General features: G+C 66.9%; 26 protein-coding genes. 5 read left to right on the forward strand and 21 right to left on the reverse strand.

Annotation, left to right across the window (positions count from 1 at the left end):
* Nucleotides 1–3: 3 nt before the first annotated feature.
* The 10 genes from mraY to DI606_RS05405 form a co-directional block, all read right to left on the reverse strand.
* The gene (gene mraY, locus DI606_RS05360; RefSeq protein WP_293980383.1) at nucleotides 4–1,077 is read right to left on the reverse strand and encodes a phospho-N-acetylmuramoyl-pentapeptide-transferase; all 1,074 of its coding nucleotides are present in this window, start codon (nucleotides 1,075–1,077) and stop codon (nucleotides 4–6) included.
* Nucleotides 1,077–2,471 carry a UDP-N-acetylmuramoyl-tripeptide--D-alanyl-D-alanine ligase gene (murF, locus tag DI606_RS05365; RefSeq protein WP_293980384.1) on the reverse strand — a complete coding sequence of 465 codons (1,395 nt, stop codon included), beginning with the start codon at nucleotides 2,469–2,471 and terminating at the stop codon, nucleotides 1,077–1,079. The genes mraY and murF overlap by 1 nt, the downstream gene beginning before the upstream one ends.
* The gene (locus DI606_RS05370; RefSeq protein WP_293980483.1) at nucleotides 2,468–3,910 is read right to left on the reverse strand and encodes a UDP-N-acetylmuramoyl-L-alanyl-D-glutamate--2,6-diaminopimelate ligase; all 1,443 of its coding nucleotides are present in this window, start codon (nucleotides 3,908–3,910) and stop codon (nucleotides 2,468–2,470) included. The genes murF and DI606_RS05370 overlap by 4 nt, the downstream gene beginning before the upstream one ends.
* Nucleotides 3,910–5,613, reverse strand: coding sequence for a penicillin-binding protein 2 (locus DI606_RS05375; RefSeq protein ID WP_293980385.1), 1,704 nt, complete (start codon nucleotides 5,611–5,613; stop codon nucleotides 3,910–3,912). The genes DI606_RS05370 and DI606_RS05375 overlap by 1 nt, the downstream gene beginning before the upstream one ends.
* Nucleotides 5,613–6,263 (reverse strand): colicin transporter, encoded by a 651-nt coding sequence (locus DI606_RS05380; protein WP_293980386.1) that lies wholly within the window; start codon nucleotides 6,261–6,263, stop codon nucleotides 5,613–5,615. Before DI606_RS05380 ends, DI606_RS05375 begins: the two co-directional genes overlap by 1 nt.
* On the reverse strand, nucleotides 6,260–7,216 hold the full coding sequence (gene rsmH / locus DI606_RS05385) for a 16S rRNA (cytosine(1402)-N(4))-methyltransferase RsmH (RefSeq protein WP_293980388.1): 957 nt from the start codon (nucleotides 7,214–7,216) through the stop codon (nucleotides 6,260–6,262). Before rsmH ends, DI606_RS05380 begins: the two co-directional genes overlap by 4 nt.
* Nucleotides 7,213–7,710 (reverse strand): division/cell wall cluster transcriptional repressor MraZ, encoded by a 498-nt coding sequence (locus tag DI606_RS05390; protein ID WP_293980390.1) that lies wholly within the window; start codon nucleotides 7,708–7,710, stop codon nucleotides 7,213–7,215. The genes rsmH and DI606_RS05390 overlap by 4 nt, the downstream gene beginning before the upstream one ends.
* Before the next feature lie 181 nt (nucleotides 7,711–7,891).
* Entirely contained in the window at nucleotides 7,892–9,106 is a 1,215-nt protein-coding gene (locus tag DI606_RS05395; RefSeq protein WP_293980392.1) for an ABC transporter, read from the reverse strand.
* Nucleotides 9,107–9,137: 31 nt separating this feature from the next.
* A complete protein-coding gene (locus tag DI606_RS05400; protein WP_293980394.1) occupies nucleotides 9,138–9,449 on the reverse strand; it encodes a hypothetical protein in 312 nt (103 codons plus the stop codon).
* A gap of 41 nt (nucleotides 9,450–9,490) precedes the next feature.
* Nucleotides 9,491–10,486 carry a cysteine synthase A gene (locus DI606_RS05405; RefSeq protein ID WP_293980484.1) on the reverse strand — a complete coding sequence of 332 codons (996 nt, stop codon included), beginning with the start codon at nucleotides 10,484–10,486 and terminating at the stop codon, nucleotides 9,491–9,493.
* Between the two features lie 159 nt (nucleotides 10,487–10,645).
* Between DI606_RS05405 and DI606_RS05410 the strand changes: the two genes are divergently transcribed.
* Complete coding sequence (locus DI606_RS05410) at nucleotides 10,646–11,626, forward strand: cell wall hydrolase (protein ID WP_293980396.1); 981 nt, start codon at nucleotides 10,646–10,648, stop codon at nucleotides 11,624–11,626.
* Between the two features lie 356 nt (nucleotides 11,627–11,982).
* Nucleotides 11,983–12,111, forward strand: coding sequence for an entericidin A/B family lipoprotein (locus DI606_RS05415; protein ID WP_293980397.1), 129 nt, complete (start codon nucleotides 11,983–11,985; stop codon nucleotides 12,109–12,111).
* Nucleotides 12,112–12,197: 86 nt separating this feature from the next.
* Here DI606_RS05415 and tatC read toward each other — a convergent pair whose 3' ends face one another.
* The 9 genes from tatC to DI606_RS05460 form a co-directional block, all read right to left on the reverse strand.
* Nucleotides 12,198–12,995 carry a twin-arginine translocase subunit TatC gene (gene tatC / locus DI606_RS05420; protein WP_293980398.1) on the reverse strand — a complete coding sequence of 266 codons (798 nt, stop codon included), beginning with the start codon at nucleotides 12,993–12,995 and terminating at the stop codon, nucleotides 12,198–12,200.
* Nucleotides 12,992–13,450 carry a Sec-independent protein translocase protein TatB gene (gene tatB, locus DI606_RS05425; protein WP_293980399.1) on the reverse strand — a complete coding sequence of 153 codons (459 nt, stop codon included), beginning with the start codon at nucleotides 13,448–13,450 and terminating at the stop codon, nucleotides 12,992–12,994. The genes tatC and tatB overlap by 4 nt, the downstream gene beginning before the upstream one ends.
* A gap of 32 nt (nucleotides 13,451–13,482) precedes the next feature.
* Entirely contained in the window at nucleotides 13,483–13,716 is a 234-nt protein-coding gene (locus DI606_RS05430; protein ID WP_293980401.1) for a twin-arginine translocase TatA/TatE family subunit, read from the reverse strand.
* Nucleotides 13,717–13,744: 28 nt separating this feature from the next.
* Nucleotides 13,745–14,338 (reverse strand): SMC-Scp complex subunit ScpB, encoded by a 594-nt coding sequence (scpB, locus tag DI606_RS05435; RefSeq protein ID WP_293980403.1) that lies wholly within the window; start codon nucleotides 14,336–14,338, stop codon nucleotides 13,745–13,747.
* Nucleotides 14,335–15,096, reverse strand: coding sequence for a ScpA family protein (locus DI606_RS05440; RefSeq protein WP_293980485.1), 762 nt, complete (start codon nucleotides 15,094–15,096; stop codon nucleotides 14,335–14,337). The genes scpB and DI606_RS05440 overlap by 4 nt, the downstream gene beginning before the upstream one ends.
* 8 nt (nucleotides 15,097–15,104) lie before the next feature.
* On the reverse strand, nucleotides 15,105–16,118 hold the full coding sequence (gene nagZ / locus DI606_RS05445; protein WP_293980405.1) for a beta-N-acetylhexosaminidase: 1,014 nt from the start codon (nucleotides 16,116–16,118) through the stop codon (nucleotides 15,105–15,107).
* 67 nt (nucleotides 16,119–16,185) lie between these two features.
* Nucleotides 16,186–16,908 carry an SPOR domain-containing protein gene (locus tag DI606_RS05450; RefSeq protein WP_293980407.1) on the reverse strand — a complete coding sequence of 241 codons (723 nt, stop codon included), beginning with the start codon at nucleotides 16,906–16,908 and terminating at the stop codon, nucleotides 16,186–16,188.
* Nucleotides 16,909–16,923: 15 nt separating this feature from the next.
* Nucleotides 16,924–18,651: an arginine--tRNA ligase gene (gene argS / locus DI606_RS05455; RefSeq protein ID WP_293980409.1), complete on the reverse strand. Its 1,728-nt coding sequence runs from the start codon at nucleotides 18,649–18,651 to the stop codon at nucleotides 16,924–16,926.
* Nucleotides 18,652–18,770: 119 nt separating this feature from the next.
* Nucleotides 18,771–19,379, reverse strand: coding sequence for a hypothetical protein (locus DI606_RS05460; protein ID WP_293980486.1), 609 nt, complete (start codon nucleotides 19,377–19,379; stop codon nucleotides 18,771–18,773).
* Nucleotides 19,380–19,539: 160 nt separating this feature from the next.
* Here DI606_RS05460 and ispH point away from each other — a divergent pair, with 160 nt between their 5' ends.
* Genes ispH through rnhA form a run of 3 tightly spaced genes read left to right on the forward strand, consistent with a single transcriptional unit; the run spans nucleotide 19,540 to nucleotide 21,923 of the window.
* The gene (ispH, locus tag DI606_RS05465; RefSeq protein WP_293980411.1) at nucleotides 19,540–20,499 is read left to right on the forward strand and encodes a 4-hydroxy-3-methylbut-2-enyl diphosphate reductase; all 960 of its coding nucleotides are present in this window, start codon (nucleotides 19,540–19,542) and stop codon (nucleotides 20,497–20,499) included.
* Nucleotides 20,500–20,502: 3 nt separating this feature from the next.
* Nucleotides 20,503–21,480, forward strand: coding sequence for a homoserine kinase (gene thrB / locus DI606_RS05470; RefSeq protein ID WP_293980412.1), 978 nt, complete (start codon nucleotides 20,503–20,505; stop codon nucleotides 21,478–21,480).
* Nucleotides 21,477–21,923 carry a ribonuclease HI gene (rnhA, locus tag DI606_RS05475; RefSeq protein WP_293980414.1) on the forward strand — a complete coding sequence of 149 codons (447 nt, stop codon included), beginning with the start codon at nucleotides 21,477–21,479 and terminating at the stop codon, nucleotides 21,921–21,923. The genes thrB and rnhA overlap by 4 nt, the downstream gene beginning before the upstream one ends.
* A 22-nt stretch (nucleotides 21,924–21,945) precedes the next feature.
* Here the strand turns inward: rnhA and DI606_RS05480 are convergent, their stop codons facing one another.
* Nucleotides 21,946–22,749, reverse strand: coding sequence for a nucleotidyltransferase family protein (locus tag DI606_RS05480; RefSeq protein ID WP_293980416.1), 804 nt, complete (start codon nucleotides 22,747–22,749; stop codon nucleotides 21,946–21,948).
* Between the two features lie 40 nt (nucleotides 22,750–22,789).
* Complete coding sequence (locus DI606_RS05485; RefSeq protein ID WP_293980417.1) at nucleotides 22,790–24,289, reverse strand: M23 family metallopeptidase; 1,500 nt, start codon at nucleotides 24,287–24,289, stop codon at nucleotides 22,790–22,792.
* Nucleotides 24,290–24,511 lie beyond the last annotated feature (222 nt).

The following is a 24,511-nucleotide window of genomic DNA, read 5'->3' on the forward strand; positions in this document are numbered from 1 at the left end:
TCGTCACCGCAGCTTCAAGGTGGCGAGGCCGGCGAGCGCCAGCACGAAGGCGATGATCCAGAACCGGATCACGACGGTGGGTTCGGCCCACCCCATCTGTTCGAAATGGTGATGGATCGGCGCCATCTTGAACACGCGCTTGCCGGTCCGCTTGTAGAAGAAGACCTGGATGATGACCGACAGCGCCTCCACGACGAAGAGGCCGCCGATGATGCCGAGCACGATTTCATGGTGCGCGGTGACCGCGATCACCCCGATGGTGCCGCCCAGAGCCAAAGAACCGGTGTCCCCCATGAAGACGGCGGCGGGCGGCGCGTTGAACCACAGGAAGGCAAGCCCTGCGCCGATGATCGCCCCGCACAGGATGGTAAGATTGCCCGCGCCCGGCACGTGCGGGATGCCCAGATACACCGCGAAGTCCGCGCGCCCGACCAGATAGACGATGAGGAGGAAAGCCAGGCTGGCGATGATGACCGGCATGGTGGCAAGGCCGTCCAGCCCGTCCGTCAGATTGACCGCGTTGCCGAACGCCACGATCACGAAGGCCGCAAAGCAGAAGTAGAAGGGGCCAAGTTCGATCGCGGGACCGTTGTAGAAAGGCACGTAAAGCGCGGTGTTGCCGTGGCTGTGCACGATCATCCATGCCGCGACGCCCGCGATCAGGAATTCGGCCAGCAGCCGCGCCTTGCCCGACAGACCCTTGTGGCTGGCCTTCGTCACCTTGTCGTAATCGTCGAGGAAGCCAATGGCGCCGAAGCCCAGCGTTACGAACAGGCACGCCCAGACATAGATGGAGGAAAGATCCATCCACAGCAGCACGGACGCCACCATGGAGGTCAGGATCATGAGGCCGCCCATCGTCGGGGTGCCGCGCTTGGCCAGGTGGCTTTGCGGGCCGTCATCGCGGATCGGCTGCCCCTTGCCCTGCCGGACCCGCAGCCAGCCGATGAATTTGGGGCCGATGAGGAGGCCGATCAACAGCGCGGTCGCAATCGACGCGCCCGCGCGGAAGGACAGGTAGCGGATGAGGTTGAAGATCCCCGCGAAATCCATGGTCTGGGCAAGCCAGTAGAGCATCAGTGCTTATCTCCGTCGCGGGCCGCAGCGTCGGCAAGGGCAGCGACGAGGCGAGAGAGGCCCACTCCGTTCGAACCCTTGACGAGGATCGCGTCGCCCGCGCGCATTTCGGTCTGGATGAGGGGGATGGCGGCCGCCGTGTCGGGCACATGGGCATGAGGAATGCCGCCGCCCAGCGCGCTGGCGAGCGGGGCCATTTCCGCGCCGACGAGGATCGCGAAGTCGACCCCGTTTTCGGTCAGAGGATCGGCGAGCCCGGCGTGCAGGTCGGCACTTCGGTCGCCCAACTCGCGCATCCCGCCGAGGATCGCGATACGGCGGTCGGCGCTTTCGCGACCCAACTGGCGCAGCGTCGCGGCCATCGACAGCGGATTGGCGTTGTAGCTTTCGTCGATCAGCAGCGCTTCGCCGCCCTGTATCGGAAGGATGCGGCGCTCGCCCCGTCCCGGCAGGCCCGGCATTTCCGCGAGCGCGAGGCCCGCCGCCGCCAGATCGCCGCCCACGGCCTCGACCGCCGCCAGCACGGCCAGCGCATTCGAAACCCAATGGTCGCCGGGCGACGCAACGGTGAAGCAGATGTCCGCTTTGGGCAGCGTTGCCGTCACTATACTGCCCCCGTTCGGCGACGGCACGACGTCGAGCGCGCGCACATCGGCACCCTCCATCAGGCCGAAGGTCAGAATGTGGCCCGCGTGACGTTCCGCCTTGTCGTAGAGCGTGGCGACGTGGGGACTGTCATAGGGGATGATGGCGGTTCCGCCCGGTTCCAGCCCCTCGAAAATCTCAGCCTTCGCTTCGGCGATCTTTTCCTCGGTGCCGAAAAATTCGATATGCGCGGGCGCGATTGCGGTAACGATGGCGACGTGCGGGCGCACCTGGCGCGTGAGCGCGGCCAATTCGCCCGCATGGTTCATGCCCATTTCGAACACGCCGAAGGCGGTATCGCGCGGCATTCGCGACAGGCTCAAGGGCACGCCGACATGATTGTTGTAGCTTTTGACCGAGCGATGGACGTCATCGGGACGCGCCCGGTCGAGGGCGAGGAACAACGCCTCCTTGGTCCCGGTCTTGCCGACCGACCCGGTGACGCCGATGACTTTGCCGACCATACGCTTGCGCGCCGCCCTTCCCAGGGCTTCGAGCGCGGCGGCGCTGTCGGGGACGAGGATGTGGGGGCGCTCGACAGGCTCGCTGACGATGGCACCGCTCGCACCCTGGTCGAATGCCTTGTCGACGAACCGGTGGCCGTCGGTCGCCTCGCCTCTCATCGCGACGAAAAGGTCGCCGGGGCCGACTTCGCGGCTGTCGAAGGCGACGCCCGAAACGGCGAACGGCGCCGACGCGGCGCCGCCTGTGGCTTCAGCGATCTCGGCAGAGGTCCATAGATCGGTCACCCCGCACACTCCCGCGCGACCGTCACGTCGTCGAACGGCAGCACGCGGTCACCGATGACCTGGCCCTGCTCATGCCCCTTGCCCGCCAGCAGCACGATATCGTCCGCCCCCGCCTGCGCGATGGCGGCGGCGATGGCAGCGCGACGGCCGCCGATCTCTTCCGCGCCCGGCGCGCCCGCCATGACGGCAGCGCGGATCGCAGACGGCTCCTCGGAGCGCGGATTGTCGTCTGTGACGATGACGTGGTCGGACAGGTCGGAGGCAACCTTCCCCATCTGCGGACGCTTGCCCGCGTCACGATCCCCGCCCGCGCCGAACAGCGTGATGAGCCGCCCGCGCGTGTGCGGACGCAGCGCCTCGATGGCCGCGCGCAGGCCGTCAGGCGTGTGGGCGTAATCGACATAGACAGGTGCGCCCGACCGGGCGATGACCGCGCGTTCCAGCCTGCCGCGCACCGGCTGTACCCGACCGAGCAGTTCCATCACCCTGCCGGTATCCGCGCCCGTCGCGATGACGAGACCCGCGGCGGTGAGCGCATTGGCGGCCTGATAGGCGCCGATCAACGGCAGGTTGACCTTGTGATTTTTCCCTGCGGCCTCGACGGTCAACGTCTGGCCGAGTTGGGTCGGTGTGCGGTCGATCAGCTTAAGATCATTTCCCTGCATCCCGACGCTCAGCGTTCGAAGCCCCCGCTTGGCGACCCGTTCCAACGCCTTGGGCGACCATTCGTCGTCCGCCCATATGACCGCCTGGCCGTCTGCCCCCACCACCTCGTCGAACAGCCGCATCTTGGCATCGAAATAGCTGTCCATGTCGCCATGATAATCGAGATGGTCGCGCGACAGGTTGGTGAAAGCTCCCGCGATCACCGGCAGGCCTTCGGTGCGATACTGGTCGAGACCGTGGCTCGACGCCTCGAACGCGGCGTGGGTGATGCCTTCGCGCCGCAAGCCCGACATGTTGGCGAGGAAAGTGACGATATCGGGCGTGGTGAGGCCGGTCGACACCTGATCGACCGACGTGGTGACGCCCAGCGTGCCGATGGACGCCGCCTTGTGGCCCAGCATCCGCCAGAGCTGACGGGCAAGTTCCACCGTGCTGGTCTTGCCGTTTGTGCCGGTGACGGCGACGGTCACGTCCGGGAAAGGCGCGAAGAAACGCGCGGCCATCTGCGCGAAGAGGCGGCGAGGATTGGAATGCGCGATGTGCGCCGCCCCTTCGACCTTCGCTTCCGGCCGGGCGACGACCGCGACCGCCCCGGCCCTGACCGCGTCGGCGATGAAATCCTCTCCGTTGACGCGCTGCCCCTGGAACGCGCCGAAGATCGTGCCGGGGGCGACCTTGCGATTGTCGATGGCGAAGCCGGTGACGAGCGCGTTGCCGTCCATATCGGCGCCGACGCGCGCGTCCAGCCCATCGACGATCGTTGCCAAACGCATCATTCTTTCTCCGTGTCGCCGTGCAGCAGCGGCATGAGATCGGAAATGTCCACGTCGCGCTGCTCGTCGGGCATGACGCCCAGCATCGGGCCGACGCGCTCAACCACGCGCTTGACCACCGGCGCGGCAGTCCAGGCGGCGGTGCGCAGGCCGTACTGCCCCGTCGCCTCGTCCATGATCGCGATCACGACGTAGCGGGGATTGTCCATCGGAAAAGCAGAAGCGAAAGTCGTCACCAGCGAAGTCTTGTTGTAGCGCCCTTCCTGGGGCTTTTCGGCGGAACCCGTCTTGCCGCCCACCCGGAATCCCTTGGCGTCGGCGCTACGCCCTGTACCTGCCGCAACGATCATCCGCAACAACTGCCGCATCCGCGCGCTGGTTGCGGCGGAAAAGACGCGACGGCCTTCGGGCACTTCGGCGGGGGTGAGCTTGCGCACGGTGGCGGGACGCCAGATGCCGCCATTGACGAGCGCGGCGTAGGCGGCGGCGAGGTGAAGCGGCGTCACCGCGATGCCGTGACCGTAGGACGTGGTCATGCTGGTGATGCGGCCCCAGCTGGAAGGCCACAGCCCGGCGGCGCGTTCGTTGAACTCGATCGGCGCGCGCTGGTCGAAGTCGAGGCTACGGAACAGCTTCTGAAGATTTTCCGCGCCCATTTCGTCCGCGATGCGCGCGGTCCCGATGTTCGAACTGTGCACAAGAATTTCGGGCACGTTGATCCAGCGACCGAGCGGGTGGTCGTCCTTGATGCGGAAGCCGCCGATGGGGAGCGGTGCGGTCGCGTCATAGCGCTTGCTCATCGACGTGACGACGCCCGCGTCCATCGCGCCCGCGATCGACAGCGGCTTGAAGGCCGAGCCCAGTTCGTAGCGCGCCTGCACCATGTGATTGCAGAGCGGCGATTCGCTGCACCGCTTGCCCGCGTAGTTTTGAAGCTTGTTGGGATCGAACACGGGGATCGAGGCCATCGCGATGATCTCACCGGTGTTGGCGTCCATGATGATGCCGCCCGCGCCCTTCGCGCGCGTCTGCACGAGCTGGGCGTAGAGTTCGCTTTCCAGCGCGCCCTGCACCCGGCTGTCGATCGAAAGGGCGAAGGGCTGGCCGAGACGCGCGGCGTCGGTCAGGCGCGGGTTGAAGGCGGCTTCCGCCCCCATGCCACCGTGACCGTCTGCATTGGGCGCGAAACCCAGCACATGCGCGGCAAGCGTGCGCTGCGGGTAGAGACGCTCCTTCTCGCGCGGAAATTCGATGCCGATTTCGCCGAGCGCATTCACGGCAGCAACCTCTTCGGGCAGCGCGCGGCGACGCAGATAGGCCCAGCCGCGCCCGGTCAGCTTCTTGTAGAAGGCGGCTTCGGGTTCGTCGGGAAAGATTTCGTGCAGTTTGCGCGCCAGTTCGGCCGGTTCGCCGATCAGTTTCGACGGGCGAACCGCGACCGAATAGGCGTCCATCGTCCGCGCCAGCGGCACGCCGTTGCGGTCGACGATATCCGCGCGCGCGGGCAAAAGCCCGCCAAGGCCGTCGGCGCCGCTGCCCCCATGCGAAAAAACCCCCACCCAGGTGAGGCGGAGGACGAGAACGCTGGTAATGGCGAGAAACAGGATCAGCAGCAGCATCAGCCGATTATGGGCAATCGCGGTCAGATCGACCCGCTGACGCCCGGCGCGCGCGCCGCCCGGCTGAACGATGATCGTGGCCATCAGCGTGCCTCCTTCCGTTTCTCACGCGCGGCCTTGGCAGTGAGGTCGCCCAGCGTGCTGTCGTCGAGCAGTTTGGCGTCGAGCATCGCCATGCGTTCGGCCTTCCGCGCGATGGGGTTGGGCCGCGACACGTCTGCGTCGGCCTTCGCCTGCTGCACGACCGTCTTCTTCGCTGGCTTTTCGAGCCGGTCGACATTGTCGGCGGCGTGGGCCTCGCGAATGACGGCGATATCGCTGCGGATCTGAGTCGCGGCAGGGCTTTCAGGCGCCTTCTGCGTCGCGACCGGCAGGTCGGCGGGCGTTTCCACCATCGCCACCATGACGGGCGGCGCGACATAATCGGGTCCGTTGGGCTGCACCCCGTCCAGATGCGCCAGCGCCTGTTCGCCGCGCAGATATTGCTGCGCGGTGGGCGTCGCATAAAGGAAGTCGTGCTGGTTCCAGCTTTCCAGTTGCCGCATGGAGGAGCGTGCGCTGAATTCCGTTTCCAGATAGCGAATGTCCGCTTTCGCTCGGGCGATCTGCGCGCGCACCTTCATCAGTTCGTTGCGTTCGGTCGCGACCTTCAGCGACACCATATAGGCCCCGAGCGCGCCTAGTGCGACCAGGATCACCCAGATCAGGCTTTGGAGTCTCTTGACGGCGATCATGCGCGGACACTCCGGGGGGAGGAAGGGGATACAGGGGCAGAGGTGCGGACGGCGCTGCGCAGCGTGGCGGAACGGGCGCGAGGGTTGCGCGTCAGTTCCGCCTCGCCGGGACGCACTGCCTTTGCGGGCTTGGCGAACGTGGGAGCAGGCCCTGCGGCACGTTGCGGCAGGTGACGCGATCCCGTGCCTTCCCCGCCGCTGCGGTTGCGAAGGAACTGCTTGACGATGCGGTCTTCAAGACTGTGGAACGTGACGACAGCGAGCCGCCCGCCCTCCTCCAGCAGTGCCTCGGCAGCCTCCAGCCCACGCTCCAGCTCTTCCAGTTCGCGGTTCACATGGATGCGAATCGCCTGGAATGTGCGAGTCGCCGGGTCCTTCTTGTCGTGCGGCTTGTGGCCGAGCGCGCGACGCACGACGGCGGCAAGCTGGCCGGTGCGTTCGAGCGGGCGGGCGTCCACGATGGCGCGGGCGACGCGGCGCGAGCGCGGCTCCTCCCCATAGCGGTAGATCACGTCCGCGATCTCCTCCTCCGGGGCGGTGTTGAGGAAATCGGCGGCGCTCATCCCGCCTTGCGCCATGGTCATGTCGAGCGGGCCGTCCGACTGGAAGGAGAAGCCGCGCTCGGGCCGGTCGAGCTGCATCGAGGATACGCCGATGTCGAGCGTGACGCCCGACACCGCCGTCACGCCGCGCTCCGCCAGCAATTCCGCCATGCGCGAAAATTCGCCGGGGACGAGTGCGATGGCGCGTGCGTCCGCAAGCGGCTGCCCTTCCCGGATCGCATCGGGATCGCGATCGAAGGCGAAGACGCGCGCGCCCGCCTGCGCCATCGCGCTGCTGTAGCCGCCCGCGCCGAACGTGCCATCGACATGCACTTCGCCCGGGGCGATGGCGAGAGCGTCGAGCACTTCGGCAAGAAGGACGGGGACATGCGGGGCGGCAAGCGCGCTCACTTTGCCGCTCCGGTCGCGCGAGCATCGATCCAGCGCTGGACCTTGTTCCGGATGAGCGCGGGACGATCTGGGCTGGCGACCAGCGCTTCGGGTTTCCAGATCTGGAAATAACGGCCCACGCCGTAAAAGAAGATCGCATCGTCGATGCCGGCTTCTTCCTTGATATCGGGGTGCAGGAAGAAGCGGCCACCGTCGTCGAAATTCACGTCCTCGATTGTGCCGAGGCGGTTTTCGCGTTCCAGATCGGCATTGAAGGGGCGTCCGGCCTCATAGGCCTGGGCTTCCAGCTTCTCGACCTCTTCGAACAGGTGCAGCTTGTGGCTGAGGCCGAAGCCGATGGCACACCCATTGTCCATGTGGATCGAAAGGCAAAGGCGGTTCTGGCCGCCACTGGCCTGCGTGACCAGCTTGCGCATCTCCAGGGGCAGCACGAACCGGCCTTTGCCGTCCGCGACGCTGAACGCGTTGCCCGAATAGAGGATGACGTCCGACACGCTGGAAAAGGCCCCTTGTTCTTTGGGGCACAGACTTCCCGTCGCCGGAATCGCCGAAGCGAATCCACGCCACAGGACTGATCAACGCCTGGAAACCCCAATGCAGGTTACTTACCAAGCATGCGTTTGGCTGTGAAGGGATTTTTTGGGTGAGGATGGGAAATTCAGGTCGAAAATGGGATTAGTTGATTTCCTGCCTTTCCATCCGGTTATTTTCCGTTTTTGTTCCGCCGTGCTTCCTGCCGATACGGTTCGCCAGCACATACGCGCCCAGCATGGCCCACCCTGTCCCGGCCAGCACCGCCCAGCGGATCGCGGCCAGAACGTCGCCCGCCTCCCGCATCCAGCGGCCCGGAGACGGCATCGCCGCGCCCAGCCAGCGCGCCACGAGCGCGGGCGTGTCCGCGCTCCACATGCGGGGGTCGAGCGGGCGGGCGGGATCGGCCAGCCACAACCGGTCGTCGATCAGGTCCGCGTCGCCCACCAGCGTCACGCTGCCCCGGCCGATCCGGCGCACGGTCGCGTCGCCCTTCGCGCTCCATGCCGCGCCGGACAACGTGACAAGGGCACCATCGGGCAGGAAATGCCGCCGCTCGCCCGCCATCGGGTGGCCCGAGAGCGTCACCCCCCAATGGGCGAGCAAGGGCCCGAGCAAGCTGACCGAAGGGGGGCGGCGGCGGTCGCCGAGCGGCAGGTCCGAAGGCCAGCGTAGCGCCGGGTCGGCCAGCACCAGCGCATGGCCCCCGCCGCGCACCCACGCGTCCACGGCCACCATCTGCGCCGCCGTCAACGCGCGCGGTTGCGCCAGCAGCAATCGGCGTGCGCCGCTTTGGGCCAGTCGCCCGGGATCGTCGAGCGGCTCGACAGTGAAGCGGGTGCGCAGGACAGCGACGATGGGCGCGTCCCGCCGCTGCATCCTGTTCCGCCCCGGCTCTGCCCAGAAGAGCGGCAATCCGGTGACCACGACCAACGCCGGACGATCCGACAGCGGCGTAACGGGCTGGGCCGGGCCGCGCCACAGAAGGAATGCCGCCACCGCCAGGGCACAAGCCCCTGCCACGCGCGCGCGCCCCGCCCGTCGCAGCAGGACACCGCCTGCCGCCGCCATGATCGCCACCGCCAGCAATCCGGCGGATGCGGAAAAGAGGGGCGGCCTGCCCGATGCGATGGCGCAGAAAAGGACGGCCATGCCCGCAGCACCCATGGCCGCGCCCCATGCCAGCGCCGCCTGCCGCCGTGCGAGAGCCCATCCCACGACCGCCATGACGAGCGCCATGGGAAGGCTCCAGTCCCAGGGATCGGCCTGCCCCGTCAGCCAGGCGCGATGCAGGCCCGCCAGGAAGATGGCGAGCGGGGGCAGCCAGAGGCCGAGGAATCGAAGAAGACCCGCCCTCATCGGCGAAGACCTCCGGCCCGGAATCGCATCGTCAGCGCTGCTGCGCCGGCTGGTTCGGGTCCTGGTCCATCGGTTTGCGAATGTTGGGGTCGGGCTGAAGATCGGGCACGAGGGGCGCTTGCTCAGGCGCTGGCTGCACACCCAGTTCGGCCAGCGGCTCCTTGGGCGAGACCGCATTTTGCGTCAGCGTCGGCACGACCGGCGGCGGCGATGCCGTATCGTCCAGCCGCGCCTTCTCGATCACGATGTTGGCGAGACCGACGAGCAGGACCACGCCCGCCAGCCCGGTGAGGCCGATCTGGACGCGCTGCAACCCTTCCTGTCGGCGGGGCGTGTCAGCCATGCAACCCTTATATGTTTCTGTGCCGCGACCCGTGTCGGCAATCAGGCATTGTGCGCGAGCCAGGGGAACACCGTCAACCCCTTAGATTCCAGCCATTGACGGTTGTAGAGGGTGGAAAGATAGCGGAAGCCCGTATCGCACAGGATAGTGGCGATCCGCTTGCCCGGTCCGAGTTGCCGCGCCAGCGCCACCGCGCCCGCGACATTGATGCCCGACGACAGGCCAAGGCACAGCCCCTCCTCGCTCAAAAGGCGGCGAACCCAGTGCAACCCCTCCTCGTCCGAGATGCGGAATTGCGTGTCGATAGGCGCGCCTTCGAGATTGGCGGTGATGCGCCCTTGCCCTATGCCTTCGGCGACGCTGCTGCCCTCCGCCTTCAATTCGCCATGCGCGTAATATTCGTAAAGCGCCGCACCGTGCGGGTCGCTGAGCGCGATCGTGATCGCCTCATCCTTGGCCTTGAGGCCGAGGCCCACGCCCGCGATGGTGCCGCCGGTGCCCGCCGCGCAGGTGAAGCCGTCGACCCGCCCCTCCATCTGCGTCCAGATTTCCTCGGCGGTGCCCACGATGTGCGCCTTGCGATTGGCGATATTGTCGAACTGGTTGGCCCAGATCGCATTCTCCGTTTCTTCGGCGATGCGGCGGCTGGTGTGGACGAAGTGGCCGGGGTTGGAATAGGCGGCGGCGGGCACCGTCACCAGCTCCGCGCCCAGCGCACGTAGCGTGTCCATCTTTTCCCGGCTCTGCGTTTCGGGCATCACAATGATGGTGCGATAGCCCTTTGCGTTGGCGACCAGGGCGAGGCCGATGCCGGTGTTGCCCGCTGTCCCCTCCACGATGGTGCCGCCGGGCTTGAGCAGGCCGCGCTCTTCCGCATCGTTGACGATGAAAAGAGCGGCGCGATCCTTCACCGATGCGCCGGGATTGGCGAATTCGCACTTGGCGAAGATGTCGCAGCCGGTTTCCTGCGAGGGACCGGCAAGACGGACGAGCGGCGTGTTGCCGATGAGGGCGAGGCTGTCGGAAGCATGAAGCATGGGTGCGGAATAGCCGAGCGTGGGCGGCTTTGCCAAGCAAGGGAATGCTGCGCCCGGCCAAGCGGCCATTTTAACCTTTGCGCCCATTGTCGTCCCATCGCGGGACGCAGGCAAATCCGGTGAGGAAGTGGCAAGGCCATTGATGTAAGGGCCTTTGCCATGCGGGCGACGACAAATCAGAGACGGCGGTGGGGGCGGGCCACGGCGGCGGCGACCGGGCTGCTACTGCTGATCGCGCCGCGCCTCATCACCGCAGCGCCGCTCGACATGTTGGCCGCAGCGCCGGATAGGCAGCGCACGGTCGATCCTTCCGAGGACAGCGCCCTCAATTTCCCTGGGTCCGCCTTTTTCTTCGCGCAGGGGGCGTTCGATCCTGCACCGGGCGCGGCGCCGGTGCGCAGCGCGCATGTGCTGGGGCTGGACACAGTGGCGGCAGCGCCTGCTGCGATGTTCCGGGGGCTCACTCCGCTCGACAGCTATCGGGCGCTCCACTGCCTGACGTCGGCCATCTATTATGAGGCAGGCAACGAACCGGAGGACGGGCAGCGCGCCGTGGCGCAGGTCGTCCTGAACCGCGCGCGCAATGCACGCTGGCCCGCATCGGTGTGCGGGGTCGTGTACGAAGGGTCGGAGCGCGCGGACTACCGGTGCCAGTTCACCTTCAGTTGCGACGGGTCGATGACGCGGATGCCCGCCGCCGCTGCATGGGTGCGTGCCCGCCGCATCGCGCAGGAGGCGCTGGCCGGACGCATCTATGCGCCGGTGGGCCTTGCCACCCATTATCACACGCTGGCGGTGCATCCTCTCTGGGCCGACAGCCTGTCGCCGGTTGCCGTGATCGGCGCGCATATCTTTTATCGCAGGCCAGGCTTTGACGGATCGGCGGCGGCGTTCCAGCGCGCCTATCCGGGGCGGGAACTGGTGTCCGGCCCGGCCCGGACGGTCTGGCTCGTGCGCGCCGTGCAGCCGGTCGAAATGATGGCCGCGGGAACCGTCACGACGCCCGCCCCCTCCATGGCGGCAATAGCGGCCACCCCCGCCAACGGGCCGACCGCTGCGCCATCGCCGCCGCCGCAGGACGCATTGCCGCAATCGACGATCCGGCCCGAATATCGCAATAGCGGGCGTCCGTTGATCTGATCTCGCGCCTCGTTCCGCCGCAAAACGGGTATTGCATCCGGCAGCCTTTGCCGTCCCTGCAAAGAATTGAAATTGCCCGACAAAAAAGTTTGGCTTTTTTGCCGTTCTGCCGGAACCATGGCGCGGTTTTGGGGGTTCTTGTTCCCGGATAGCAAATCTTTTGCCCCCCGCTCTTGCTATCCAAAAAAATATGAGCCCGGAACGTCTCCCCCCCGACGCGTTCCGGGCTCAGCTTTTATCGGGGGTCGCCCGTTTGCATTCTTTATTCTTTCCGTCTGCGGAACGGAAATGGACGCGACGGGTTCTGCCTCTCGTTCCCGCTGCGGCGGGAAACGGATTTCTAGAGGAGACGTTCGATGACGAAGAAGATTCTGGCCGCTGTGCTTCTGACCGGTTCGCTGATGGTTGCTGCGTGCAACACCGTCGAAGGCGCTGGCAAGGACGTGCAGAGCGCTGGCAAGGCTGTCGAGAAGGCCGCCAACTAAGCCCGCAAGGGCGAATTCATTCCGCTCCCTAGCATGGGCCCGCCCTTATCCGGCGGGCCTTTTTTTTGTGTGTCGCAGGGCGCGATTTAGGCGTCCTGAGCGGACGCTTCCCCGGCGTCATCGGCGGTCGCGTCGCCCACCTGCCTGCGGTCGGTGAACCAGATCGCGACGATCGTGATCTCGTAAAGCAGGAGCAGCGGGATCGCCAGCATCAGCTGGGACACCACATCGGGCGGGGTCAGCACCGCCGCCAGGATGAACGCCGCCACGATCATGTAGCGGCGCATCCCGATAAGCTGCGCTCGCGAGACGAAGCCCGCGCGGTTGAGCAGCATCAGCAGCACCGGCATCAGAAAGCAGATGCCGAACGCGAGGATGAACTGCATGACGAGGCCGAGATAGGCGTCGGCGCTGGGCAAGGCTTCGACCGCCAGACCGCTGCTGTTTCCCTGAAACCCCAGGAAGAAGTGGAAGGCGGTCGGCATCACCACGAAATAGGCGAGGCTGGCACCCAGAGCGAAAAGGAACGGAGTCGCAAGGATGAAGGGCAGGAGCGCCTTCTTTTCCTTCGCATAGAGACCCGGCGCGACGAAGGCCCATAGCTGGTTCGCGATGATCGGGAAGGACAGGCAGAAAGCGCCGAATACCGCAATCTTCACCTGGACGAAAAAGGCTTCGTAAAGCTTGGTGTAGACGAGCCGACCGCCACCGTCGCCAAAGGCTTCCTTCAGCGGGTGGACGAGGATCGCGAAAAGCTGTTCGGAAAAATAGAAACAGACCGCGCCCGAAAGGAACAGGGCGTAGACGCATTTGAGCAGGCGGCTGCGCAGTTCGATCAGATGGTCGAGCAGCGGCGCTTTGCTGTCGTCGATGTCGGTCATCATGCCGCCGCGTCACCCTTGTGCGAGGCGGGATCGGAAAGAGCGGCGAGATAAGGCGGCCCTTCCGTCGCGGCGGGCGGCGTGGGAACCTGCGGCGGGGCGGATTGCGCGACGAAGGGCGGATGCGCGGGCGGGGCAGCGACATCCGCCGCCGAAGATTGCCCAAGGTGGGGCGGAGAGCTTTCACCCTCGGGCGAGGGCAGCGAGCCTCCGGCGATTTCGGGCGGATGTTCTTCCATGATGCGCTTGTTCTGCGCCGCCCACTTCTTTTCCAGTTCTTCCAGCTCCACTTCCCGCACCATCGCGTCGATGCCGGTGCGGAAATGGCGCGCCATGCCCTGCGCCTTCCCCACGATCTGCCCCACCTTGTAAAGCGCGCGGGGCAAATCCTTGGGACCGATGACGATCACCGCAATGATCACGATCACCAGGAATTCGGACGAATCGATGCCAAACATGGAGCGCTACCGGCCTGTGCTGGAGAAGAGGCTCAGGCCTTCGTCTTTTCTTCCGTGGCGCTGGGCGCGTCCTGTTCGGGAACGCGATGCCCTTCGATCCGGGTGGCGGGCTTGGCAGGCACGTCGTCATCCTCCGCCATGCCCTTCTTGAAGCTCTTTATGCCCTTGGCCACGTCGCCCATCAGGCCGGAAATGCGACCGCCACCGAACAGCAGCATGACGACCAGGAGCACGATGACCCAGTGCATCAGCGAAAAGGAACCCATGTTTAAATACTCCTAGCAGAAGGCCTATCTAGGCGTCTTCCTCGTCATTTTCCACAACGGATTGCCCGGCCAGACCCTCCAGCGCGAGATCGACGGGATCGAGCAGGCCTGCGGCGCGCAGATCCTCCATCCCCGGCAGGTCGCGGCGGCTGGCAAGGCCGAAATGCGACAGGAATTCGGGCGTCGTCGCATAGATGAGGGGGCGTCCGGGCACTTCGCGCCGCCCGGCGGGACGAACCCAGCCCGCCTCCATCAGCACGTCGAGCGTCCCCTTGGCGACCTGAACCCCGCGAATCGCCTCGATCTCCGCGCGGCTTACCGGTTCGTGATAGGCAATGATCGCCAGCGTCTCCATCGCGGCGCGAGACAGCTTGCGCGTTTCGTCCTTTTCGCGACGCAGGATGTGGGAAAGGTCGGGCGCGGTCTGGAAATGCCAGCGCCCGCCCCGCTCGACCAGATTGATGCCGCGCCCGGCATAAAGGTCGGCAAGCGCGGACAGCGATGTGGACAGGTCGCCGCCATCGCCCACATGCTGGCGAATTTCGGCGGGGGTGAGCGGCCCCTCGGCCACGAACAGCGTCGCTTCGACCGCGCGCAGAAAGTCGTCCGGCTCGGGCATCATGCGTGCGCCTCCGGTGCGGCGGCGCGCAGGTAGAGGGGCGCGAAGATGCCGTCCTGCGCGATGTCCACCCGCCCCTGCCGCGCAAGCTCCAGCGCGGCGACGAAGCTGCTGGCCAAAGCCGACTTCGCCCGTGGCGTGTCGATTTCGACGGGCAGGAAAGCTTCGAGCCGGGTCCAGTCGATCGCCGCCCCGATGAGTGCGCCCACGCGCTGGATCGCTTCGTCCAGCGTCATCACCGGGCGGACGGCGACGGTATGGACGACCGGCTGCGTGCGGGCGCGAATCTGGCCGTAGGTGGCGATGAGGTCGTAGAGGCTCGCACGCCACTTCGCCTTGCGGACGAGACGCAGCCCCTCGGGCGCGCGGCGGGTGAAGACGTCGCGCCCGACCCGGTCCCGCGCCATCAGACGCGCCGATGCGTCGCGCATGGCGTTGAGGCGCTGGAGCCGCAATTGCAGGCGCAGCGCCAGTTCCTCGGGGCTGGGATCGGGCTGCTCGGCCCGCGGGAGCAGCAGCGCGGATTTGAGGTAGGCCAGCCAGGCCGCCATGACGAGATAGTCCGCCGCCACTTCCAGCTTGAGCTGCCGGGCGCTGTCGATGAAGGCGAGATATTGCTGGGTCAGCGCAAGGATAGAGATTTCACGCAGGTCCACCTTCTGCCCGCGCGCCAGCGTCAGCAGCAGGTCGAGCGGACCTTCCCAACTGTCGAAGCTGACGGTCAGGGTATGGGGCGGCGCCACCGCCGTGGTTTCGAACAGGTCGTCGTTCAAGCCGCCACCAGTCCCAGCAGGGCGTCGCGGGTTGCAAGCAATTCTTCCATCGGCGGCTGATCCGTGCCGCGCGTCACCGATGCCATCGCCCGGTCGAGCCGCGCGCGAGACAGATCGGAAAGGTCGGGCAGCCGTTCGGCGATGCCGACCATATCGTCCATCCGTCCCCAGCAATTGAGCGCCAGATCGCATCCCGCCGCGACCACGCCCGCCGCGCGGTCGGGAATGCTGCCCTGCAACGCCTGCATATCGAGATCGTCCGACATCAAGAGCCCATGGAACCCGATCGAGTCGCGAATAATCTCCCCGATGATCGTGGGCGACAGGCTGGCGGGGCGGGCCGCGTCCCATTCGGTATAGACGACATGCGCAGTCATCCCCATCGGCGCGGACCGCAGGGTGCGGAACGGCGCAAGATCGGTTTCGAGCGCGTTGAGGTTTGCGTCCACCACGGGCAGTTCGTGATGGCTGTCGACCGTGGCGCGACCGTGGCCGGGCATATGCTTGACGATGCCCACCACGCCGCCGTCCGCCAGTCCTTCGAGCGTCGCACGGCCGAGCGCCGCCACGCGCATCGGTTCCGCGCCCAGCGTTCGGTCGCCCATGATATCGCTCGCGCCGTCCTGCCGCACGTCGAGCAGCGGCAGCGCGTCGACGGTGACGCCGACCTCCGCCAGCATCAGCGCGATGGCGCGGGCGTTGGCGCGGGCGGCGGCGATGGCGCTCGACGGCGCGCGATCGTAGAGGCGGTCGAACGCGGCCCCCGCCGGGAAGGCGGGCCATTGAGGCGGTTGCATCCGGGCGACGCGCCCCCCTTCCTGATCGATCATGACGAGCAGGTCGTCGCGCCCGTGCAGACTGCGCAGATCGTCGGTGAGCGCCCGCATCTGTGCCCCATCGACGCAGTTGCGCCTGAACAGGATGTAGCCAGCGGGCTGCGCCTGCGCGAAGAAGGCGCGCTCGTCGGGCGTAAGGGCGGGACCGGACAGGCCGAAGATGACTGGCTTCATGACGTCCGATGGTAACGGCAGACAGGTCCGAAGTCGAAGAACTTTGTCGAACGGCCTGTCGCGCGCGTCAGTTGACGACGAGACAGCTTTCGCCCGCGACCTTGAGCTTGCCGCAGACAAGGCTCGCCTGTCCGCCCGCCGCCACCCGCAGGCGATAGAGGGTGCTGCCGCCCACTTCCACCGGCTCGACCGTCATGGCGAGGGGGGAGAGATAGGCGAACCGCTTCGACAGCTTGCCCCACGCATCCTTGGCGAGTGCCGCGCTGCCATAGGCGCCGAGCTGGATCGTGCCGCTGCGTGCGGCCTTGGGCGCGGCGGTGGCCGCGGTCGCGTGGGTTTCGTCGGTGACCTTTGCGGTGACGCTCTGCGACGGGCGGGCGGGCGCGGCGGGGCGCGTGGCAACCGGCGCAGGCGCGGTCTTGGCGATGGGCGCTTCGGGCACGCGGCTGGGATCGATGCGTCCGTCCCGCGCGACGCCCTCGCTCGCGGCGTAGCTGGCGTCGCCCTCTCCGTCGAATTTCCGGGCGTCCGCCTCGTTCGCCGCGATCTTGTAGCCGCCCGCCGGCGCGGCGATCAGCTGGCCTTCGCCCGCCCCGCCGGTGCCCGGACGGTTCTGCACCCACCATACCGCCGCGACGACGCCGCCGATGATCGCGAGGCCGAGCAGGATGAGGCCGAGCAGCCGGAGCGGGGAAATACGGTCGTCATCGACATCGTCGACCGCCGGTTCCAGCCACGGAAGACGATCTTCGTCGTCCAGATCCAATCTACCGCGCGCATACTCACCCATGGTCGCCCTTCGCCTTCAGCTCATTTCCGTGAGAGCGGCCACGCCCATCAGGGCGAGCCCGTTGCGGATAATCTGCCCGATTCCCATCGCGAGGAAAAGCCGGGTTGCGGTGAGCGCCGGATCGTCGGCCAGGATGACGCGGGCGCGCGGATCGTCGTTGCCCATGTTCCACCAGCCGTGGAAGGCGGAGGCCAAATCATTGAGATAAAAGGCAATCCTGTGCGGCTCCCGGACCTGTGCCGCGCCGTCGACGACGCGGGGAAACTGCGCGGCGAGCTTGACGAGGCCAAGCTCCGCCGTCCCAAGAAGGGACAGGTCCGGTTGCGGCAGGGCAATGCCCGCTTCCTCCGCCCGGCGGCCGAGCGAGGAAATGCGCGCATGGGCATATTGCACGTAGAAGACGGGATTGTCCTTCGACGCTTCGACCACCTTGGCAAAATCGAAGTCCATCTGAGCGTCGGCCTTGCGCGTCAGCATGGTGAAGCGGACGACATCCTTGCCCACTTCGCGCACCACATCGGCGAGCGTCACGAAATTTCCCGCGCGCTTCGACATCTTGACCGGCTCGCCGTCGCGCAGCAGGCGGACCATCTGGATAAGCTTCACGTCGAAGCGCGCCTTGCCCTCCGTCAACGCAGCGACGGCGGCCTGAATGCGCTTCACCGTCCCGGCATGGTCCGCACCCCAGATGTCGATCAGCTGGTCGGCGCTCTGGGCCTTCTGGAAATGATAGGCCATGTCCGCGCCGAAATAGGTCCACGAGCCGTTCGATTTCTTAATGGGCCGATCCTGATCGTCGCCGAACCGGGTCGAACGGAACAGCGGCAGCTCAACCGGTTCCCAATCGTCGGGCAGCTCGCCCTTGGGCGCTTCGAGCGTGCCGTCATAGACGAGGTCGTGGGCGCGCAGCCACGCTTCGGCCTCATCGGGCTTGCCTGCCGCCTGCAATTCCGCTTCGGAGGAAAAAAGATCGTGATGAATGCCGAGCAGCGCGAGATCGCTGCGGATCATGTCCATCATTCGCGCCACGGCAAAGGTGCGGAAGAGGACGAGCCATTCGCTTTCGGGCGCGCCGACGAACCGATCGCCATATTCCTGCGCCAGCGCCTGCCCCACCGGGATCAGGTAGTCGCCGGGATAGAGCCCCTCTGGGATGGTGCCCACATCCTCGCCCAGGGCCTCGCGGTAGCGCAGATGCGCCGAGCGGGCGAGCACGTCCACCTGGCCGCCAGCGTCGTTGATATAATATTCGCGGATCACCTTGTGCCCGGCATATTCGAGCAGCGTCGCCAGCGCGTCGCCGACCACAGCGCCGCGGCAATGGCCCATGTGCATGGGGCCGGTGGGATTGGCCGACACATATTCGACGTTGACGGTCACGCCCTGCCCCACGGTCGAGCGCCCGTAGTCGTCGCCGTCCGCGTGGATCGTGCCCAGTTCCTCACGCCACGTCGCGTCGGTGAGGGTCATGTTGATGAAGCCCGGCCCGGCGATGGCGGCGCTTTCCACCTCGTCCAGCGCCTGCAACCGGGCGACGATCGCTTCGGCGAGCGCGCGGGGATTGGTGCCTGCGGGCTTGGCCAGCACCATGGCGGCATTGGTGGCAAGGTCGCCATGGCTCGGGTCGCGGGGCGGCTCGACCGTCACGGGTTTGCGATTGAGGCCGGGCGGCAGCGTGCCCTGCGCCTCCAGCGCGTCGAGCACGGTGTCGAGATGGGCGGCGAAACGGGTGTAAAGGGACACGGGACGACACTTTCCTGGCAAAGGTCCGTTCGCCCTGAACCAAGTCGAAGGGCCGCTCTTTTCGTCAAGAAAGGCCGGGCTTCGACTTTGCTCAGCCCGAACGGGGAATGGGGCTGCGCTTAACGGGTCGCATTATATCGGAGCTGGTCCTGCGTCAGGTTGAACCCGACCAGCAGCTCGAAACTGGTGCGCTGCAACGCCGCCTTCACGTCCGGCTGGGCGAAGGGATCGATCGCGGCGTCGGCATCGCCCGCCTTGCGCTTCTGCGTGATCTTCGCCTGAATGTCGGCGGGCAGCGTCGCGGCGGCCTTGTCCACATAAGAACCGGCCTTCGCCTGCGCGCTGGCGCGCAGCTGGCCGGGCGCGAAGTTCAGCGTCACCTGGCCGACACGCTTGGCGATGACGTTGGTGCCGGCCTGCACGACCGCAGAATAATAAGGCAGCGTGACCTGCCGCGCGGCGCTGGCGTCGGTGCGGCGCGCATTCACGGTGAAGGTCGCTTCGGTATAGAATTGCGCGCCGTCCGCGCAGGTCGAGCGCAGATCGGTGATGTTCGCGACGACGTCGATCGCGGACGCATCGGTGCTGCTTGCGGGATTGAACAGAGTGACATCCCCGGTCCCGGCGGGAATCGCGGCGGTCGGGCAGGCCGAGCGCACCGCGACGACGCCGCCCGTCGCGTCGATCTCGCCCCGCCGCGAACAGCCCGCCAAAGCGAGGGCGAGCATGGCAGTCGTGGCGAGGGGAGCGATTTTCACGGGCAGACAATCCTCAAAAAGGCGAAAGCCGGGCGAAGCCGCCGACTTTGCGCTTCCTTATCCATCCCCCGCGCGCCACGCAACCTCAAGGCTCTTTCTTCGCACGGCACATTCGCCTAAGCGGCAGAGCATGACAGACGCGCCCGCCGAACGCCGCCCACTGACCCTGCTGATCGCCGCGCCGCGCGGCTTTTGCGCCGGGGTCGACCGCGCCATCGTCATCGTGGAAAAGGCGATCGAGAAATATGGCGCGCCCGTCTATGTCCGGCACGAGATCGTCCACAACAAATATGTGGTCGACAGCCTGAAGGCCAAGGGCGCGATCTTCGTCGAGGAACTGGATCAGGTGCCCGACGGCCTTCCCGTCGTTTTTTCCGCCCATGGCGTGCCCAAGGCAGTGCCTGCCAGGGCGGCAGAACGCGGGCTCGACTATCTGGACGCCACCTGCCCGCTGGTCAGCAAGGTGCACCGGCAGGCGGAGCGGCAGGTGGATGCGGGCCGCCACATCCTGTTCATCGGCCACCGGGGCCATCCCGAAGTCATCGGCACGTTCGGACAGGTGCCCGAAGGCACGATGACCCTGATCGAGACGGTGGAGGACGCGCACGCCTTCACCCCCGTCGACGCGGACAACCTTGCCTTCCTCACCCAGACGACGTTGTCGGTGGACGACACCGCCGCCATCGTCGCGGTGCTGGAGCGCCGTTTCCCCGGCATCGCCGCGCCCAAGGGCGAGGACATCTGCTATGCCACATCCAACCGCCAGACCGCCGTCAAGGCGATCGCCGCGCGGTGCGACGCGCTCTATGTCATCGGCGCGCCCAACAGCTCCAACTCGCTGCGGCTCGTCGAAGTGGCGGAGCGCGAGGGGACGCGCGCACGCCTGATCCAGCGCGCGGACGAGATCGATTTCGACTGGCTTGCCGACGTGTCCACGCTGGGCCTGACGGCAGGCGCGTCCGCACCCGAAGTGCTGGTGCGCGAAGTCGCCGAGCGCATCGCCGAACGCTTCGCGGTGACAGAGGAACAGGTGGAGACCGCGCGCGAGAGCATCGCCTTCAAGCTGCCGCGCGGGTTGGAGGCAGCCTGAGGCATGGCGGTCTATACCCATGTTCCCGCCGAAGAGATCGATGCTTTCCTGACCCGCTACGACGCCGGACGGCTCGTGTCGGCCAAAGGCATCGCGGAGGGGGTGGAGAACAGCAACTATCTTCTCGAAACGACCGGCGCGGACGGGAACGGACATCGCTATATCCTGACGCTCTACGAAAAGCGGGTGGACCAAGCGGACCTGCCCTTTTTCATGGATCTGCTCGATCATCTCGGCGCGCGCGGATGCCTCGTCCCCCGGTTCATCGCGGACCGGGACGGACAGCGACTGCAACAGCTGGGCGGCCGGTCGGCCTGCCTGATCGAATTCCTGACCGGCATCAGCGTGACCGAGCCGACCCCGGCGCAGGCGCGCGCGGCGGGCGCGGCGCTGGGCGAGTTGCACCGGGCGGCACGAGGTTTCGGCGGCGAGCGGCGCAATGCGCTCGACAGGGCGGGATGGCACGATCTCGCCGCGAAGTGCGGGGATGATTTCGATCGCATCGCACCGGGACTTTCCGCGCGGGTGGCGGATGAACTTGCCTTCCTCGACGCGTACTGGCCTGCCGACCTGCCGCGCAGCGTGATCCACGCGGACCTGTTCCCCGACAATGTGCTGATGCTGGGGGACCGGGTGACCGGCCTCATCGACTTCTATTTCAGCTGCACCGACATCCGCGCCTACGACCTGGCCGTGACCCACAGTGCGTGGGTGTTCAGCCACGATGGCGCGACCTGGCACGGAGACCGCGCGGCAGCGCTGGGCGCGGGATATGAGGGCACGCACGGGCTGAGCGATGCCGAGCGCGAGGCATTTCCGGTGCTGTGCCGGGGCGCGGCGCTGCGCTTCCTGCTGACGCGCGCCTATGACTGGATCAACACGCCCGCCGACGCACTGGTGACGCGCAAGGACCCGCTCGCCTATCTGCGGCGGCTCGATTTTTATGCGAAGGCCGATCCGGCGGACCTGCTCGGCGCATGAGCGATCGTCCGCAAGTCGACATCTTCACCGACGGCGCGTGCAAGGGCAATCCCGGTCCGGGCGGCTGGGGCGCTGTCCTGCGTTTTGGCGACAAGGAAAAGGACATATCCGGCGGCGAGGCGCAGACCACCAATAACCGCATGGAAATGATGGCGGCGGTCGAGGCGCTGAACGCCCTTACCAAGCCATGCCGCGTGACGCTGCATACCGATAGCAAATATGTGATGGACGGCATCACCAAATGGGTCTTCGGCTGGCAGAAGAACGGATGGAAGACGGCGGACAGAAAGCCCGTCAAGAATGCCGAGCTGTGGCAGGAATTGCTGAAGGCCACCGCGCGGCATCAGGTGACGTGGCGATGGGTAAAGGGCCATGCCGGCCACCCGGAAAACGAGCGCGCCGACGCGCTGGCCTGCGCGGCGGCGGAGACGTTCCGGCGGTAACGTCGCGCCCGGTCGGGTCGGGCTATGGCTGGATCGCGCCTTCGCTTTTCCCTTGCAGGATCGATTCGATGAGGATCACGTCGTCGACCTTGTCCGCGTCGATGCAGGCTTCTGCGCTGTCCATTGCGACCAGGCGCGCTGCGAGACCGAATTTACGGCCGACCCGCGCGACGCCGCCGCGCAGGGTGAGGATGCGCAGCGCCGCGCCGATAAGCGCGGTCGGACCGAAGGCGGTCAGGACCTTCCACCCTTTCTTGCGATCCTGCTCGACTTCCTGCCATAGCGCGACGATCCGCTTTGCCTTGGCGCTGCCGAACCAGAAGAGGTTCGCCCCCGACCACCAGCCGTCGCGGAACTTGAGCCAGGTCCGGCGCGACTGCGGATAGCGGGCAAGCAGCGTGCGCCGTTCGACCAGCGCGACAGCGAGATCGACACCTTGCGCTTCGCCCACAAACTGGTCGAGCATCGCCGCATCGAGCAGCACGTGATCGGCGGTGGTGACGAGCAGGGGGTAGGAAACGCCCTCCCCCTCCATCAGCGCCAGCAGCGACGAGGCGATGCCCTGCCCGCCCGTTTCGAACCGCACGCGCGGATCGGCGGCGAGCCAGGCGGTCGCGGGATCGTCAGCATAGAGGTCGGGCCGCTGGGTCAGGACGACGAGCCGCGCCACCGCCGGATGGCGGAGCAGCGCGCGTGCGGGATAGTCGATCATCGGTCGCCCGGCGACCGGCGCCAACGGCTTGACCGCAACGCCTGCCGCAAGAGCGAGCGGGTCGGGAACGGGGCGCGCGCCCGCGAGCAGGATGGCAGTGACGTTCGGGGTCATCGCCGCCCGTTAGCCGAGCGGACGACAACCATAAAGCGGCTTATTCGACCCTCGCTGTCGGGTCGGCGGCTGCCCCTCGCGCGAAACTGTCGTGCAATCCCACGCGCAGGGCGCGATACTGCGCCAGCTTCGCCCGGAAGGCGGCCAAGTCGGCTCCGGCCAGTTGCGCCGTAGCGGTGAACCTGACCGACAGCGGATTGACCGTCACGCCGTTGCGATAGAGTTCGTAGTGCAAGTGCGGTCCCGTCGACAGGCCGGTCGATCCGACATAGCCGATCACCTGCCCGCGCCGCACCCGCTGACCCGGCACCGCCGCGATCCGGCTCAGATGCGCATAGCCCGTGCCAAGGCCGCCGCCATGCTGGAGCCGCACAAAATTGCCGTGCCCGCCATGCCGCCCGGCAAAGGTGACCGTGCCGTCGGTCACCGCGTAGACGGGCGCGCCATAATGGGCCGCGAAATCGACACCCGCGTGCATGCGCATATAGCCCAGGATCGGATGGCGGCGCATCCCGAAGCCCGAAGTGATCCGTCCGGCCACCGGCGAGATGAGCTCTCCGCGCCGTTCCCCTACGCCCGACGCCTCGAACCATTCGGACCGACCGTCCTTCGTCCATCGGAGCATGTCGATGGATTTGCCCCTCGCGCGCTTGAGGCCCGCATAGAGAAGTTCGCCCACTTCCACGTCGCCGGTTTCCGCACGGCGGTATTCTGTTACGATATCGTAACGATCACCCGCACCGATGCTCCCGAGGTCCGCCTGCCCCGCGATCACGCGCAGGAATGCCTGCACCGCCCTGGGCGGCGCGCCCGCCGCGCGGGCCGATCGGTAGATGCTGTCGCCCACCACGCCCTGGATTCGCAGCGGCGTGCTGTCGACGCGGATGGGCACGCGGCGGATGGAGAGCGTGCCGCCCGCCCGCGCCATTTCGATGTCGAGGTCGAGCCGGGCGCGGAAGGAAAGCCGGTCGAGCGGGCGTGGCCGGTCGCGGCTGGCGCGGCGGCCAAGGACGATGTCGAGCCGGGTTCCGGGCCTGACGCCCGCGCCGATATCCCCGCCGACCATGCTCATGACGGTGGCGACATCCCCGCCGCTGACGCCTGCGCGCGACAGGGCGCGGGCGAGCGTGTCGCTGCTCCCCACCTGGGCACTCAGTTCGATCTGCGGGCGCTCGGGCGTGGCGCGCAGCGGCTGGACGGCGTCGGTCGGCCCCATGTGCCGCCCGCTGTCCGCCCCCAGCGCCAGCGGGGTGGTCATCTGGCTGCGCACTTCGTCATATTGCGCGTCGGATAACAGCGGGCCGGGCGCGCCAGGCACCGGATGGAAGCCGGGTGACAGATAGAGCGCAGTCGCGCACAGGCCGAAACAGGTGGCAAGGCCACGGAACCAGGTACGGCTGCCGATCCGCTGGCCCAGGTCGGGGACGAGATCGACTTGGTCCGCCCATTCGCGCAAGCGGGCGCGCCAGTCCTGCGCGGGCTTTGGTCCGCGCAACGCTTCGGTCGCCCACAGCGACGCCGTCGCGCCGCCCTGCTGCATTCCGAACGATCGATCCTGAAACAAACCCGCATCCCCCCGGGGGTTGAGCCGCCCGGCAACGTCCCCCGCGCCATGCGTGGGCGGGACCGTTGTGAAGGCACAGGGTTAATGTCAAATAAAGAGGTCCCTCGACGCCCCGCCATAGCGACGAAGCGTGCCCTTCGCCCGATCACCCGCGCAGGTGGTGCGGAACCCGCAATTCCCCTTGCCGAACCTGCCACG

Origin of the sequence: Sphingobium sp., assembly GCF_003248505.1 — a bacterium.
Lineage (GTDB): Bacteria > Pseudomonadota > Alphaproteobacteria > Sphingomonadales > Sphingomonadaceae > Sphingobium.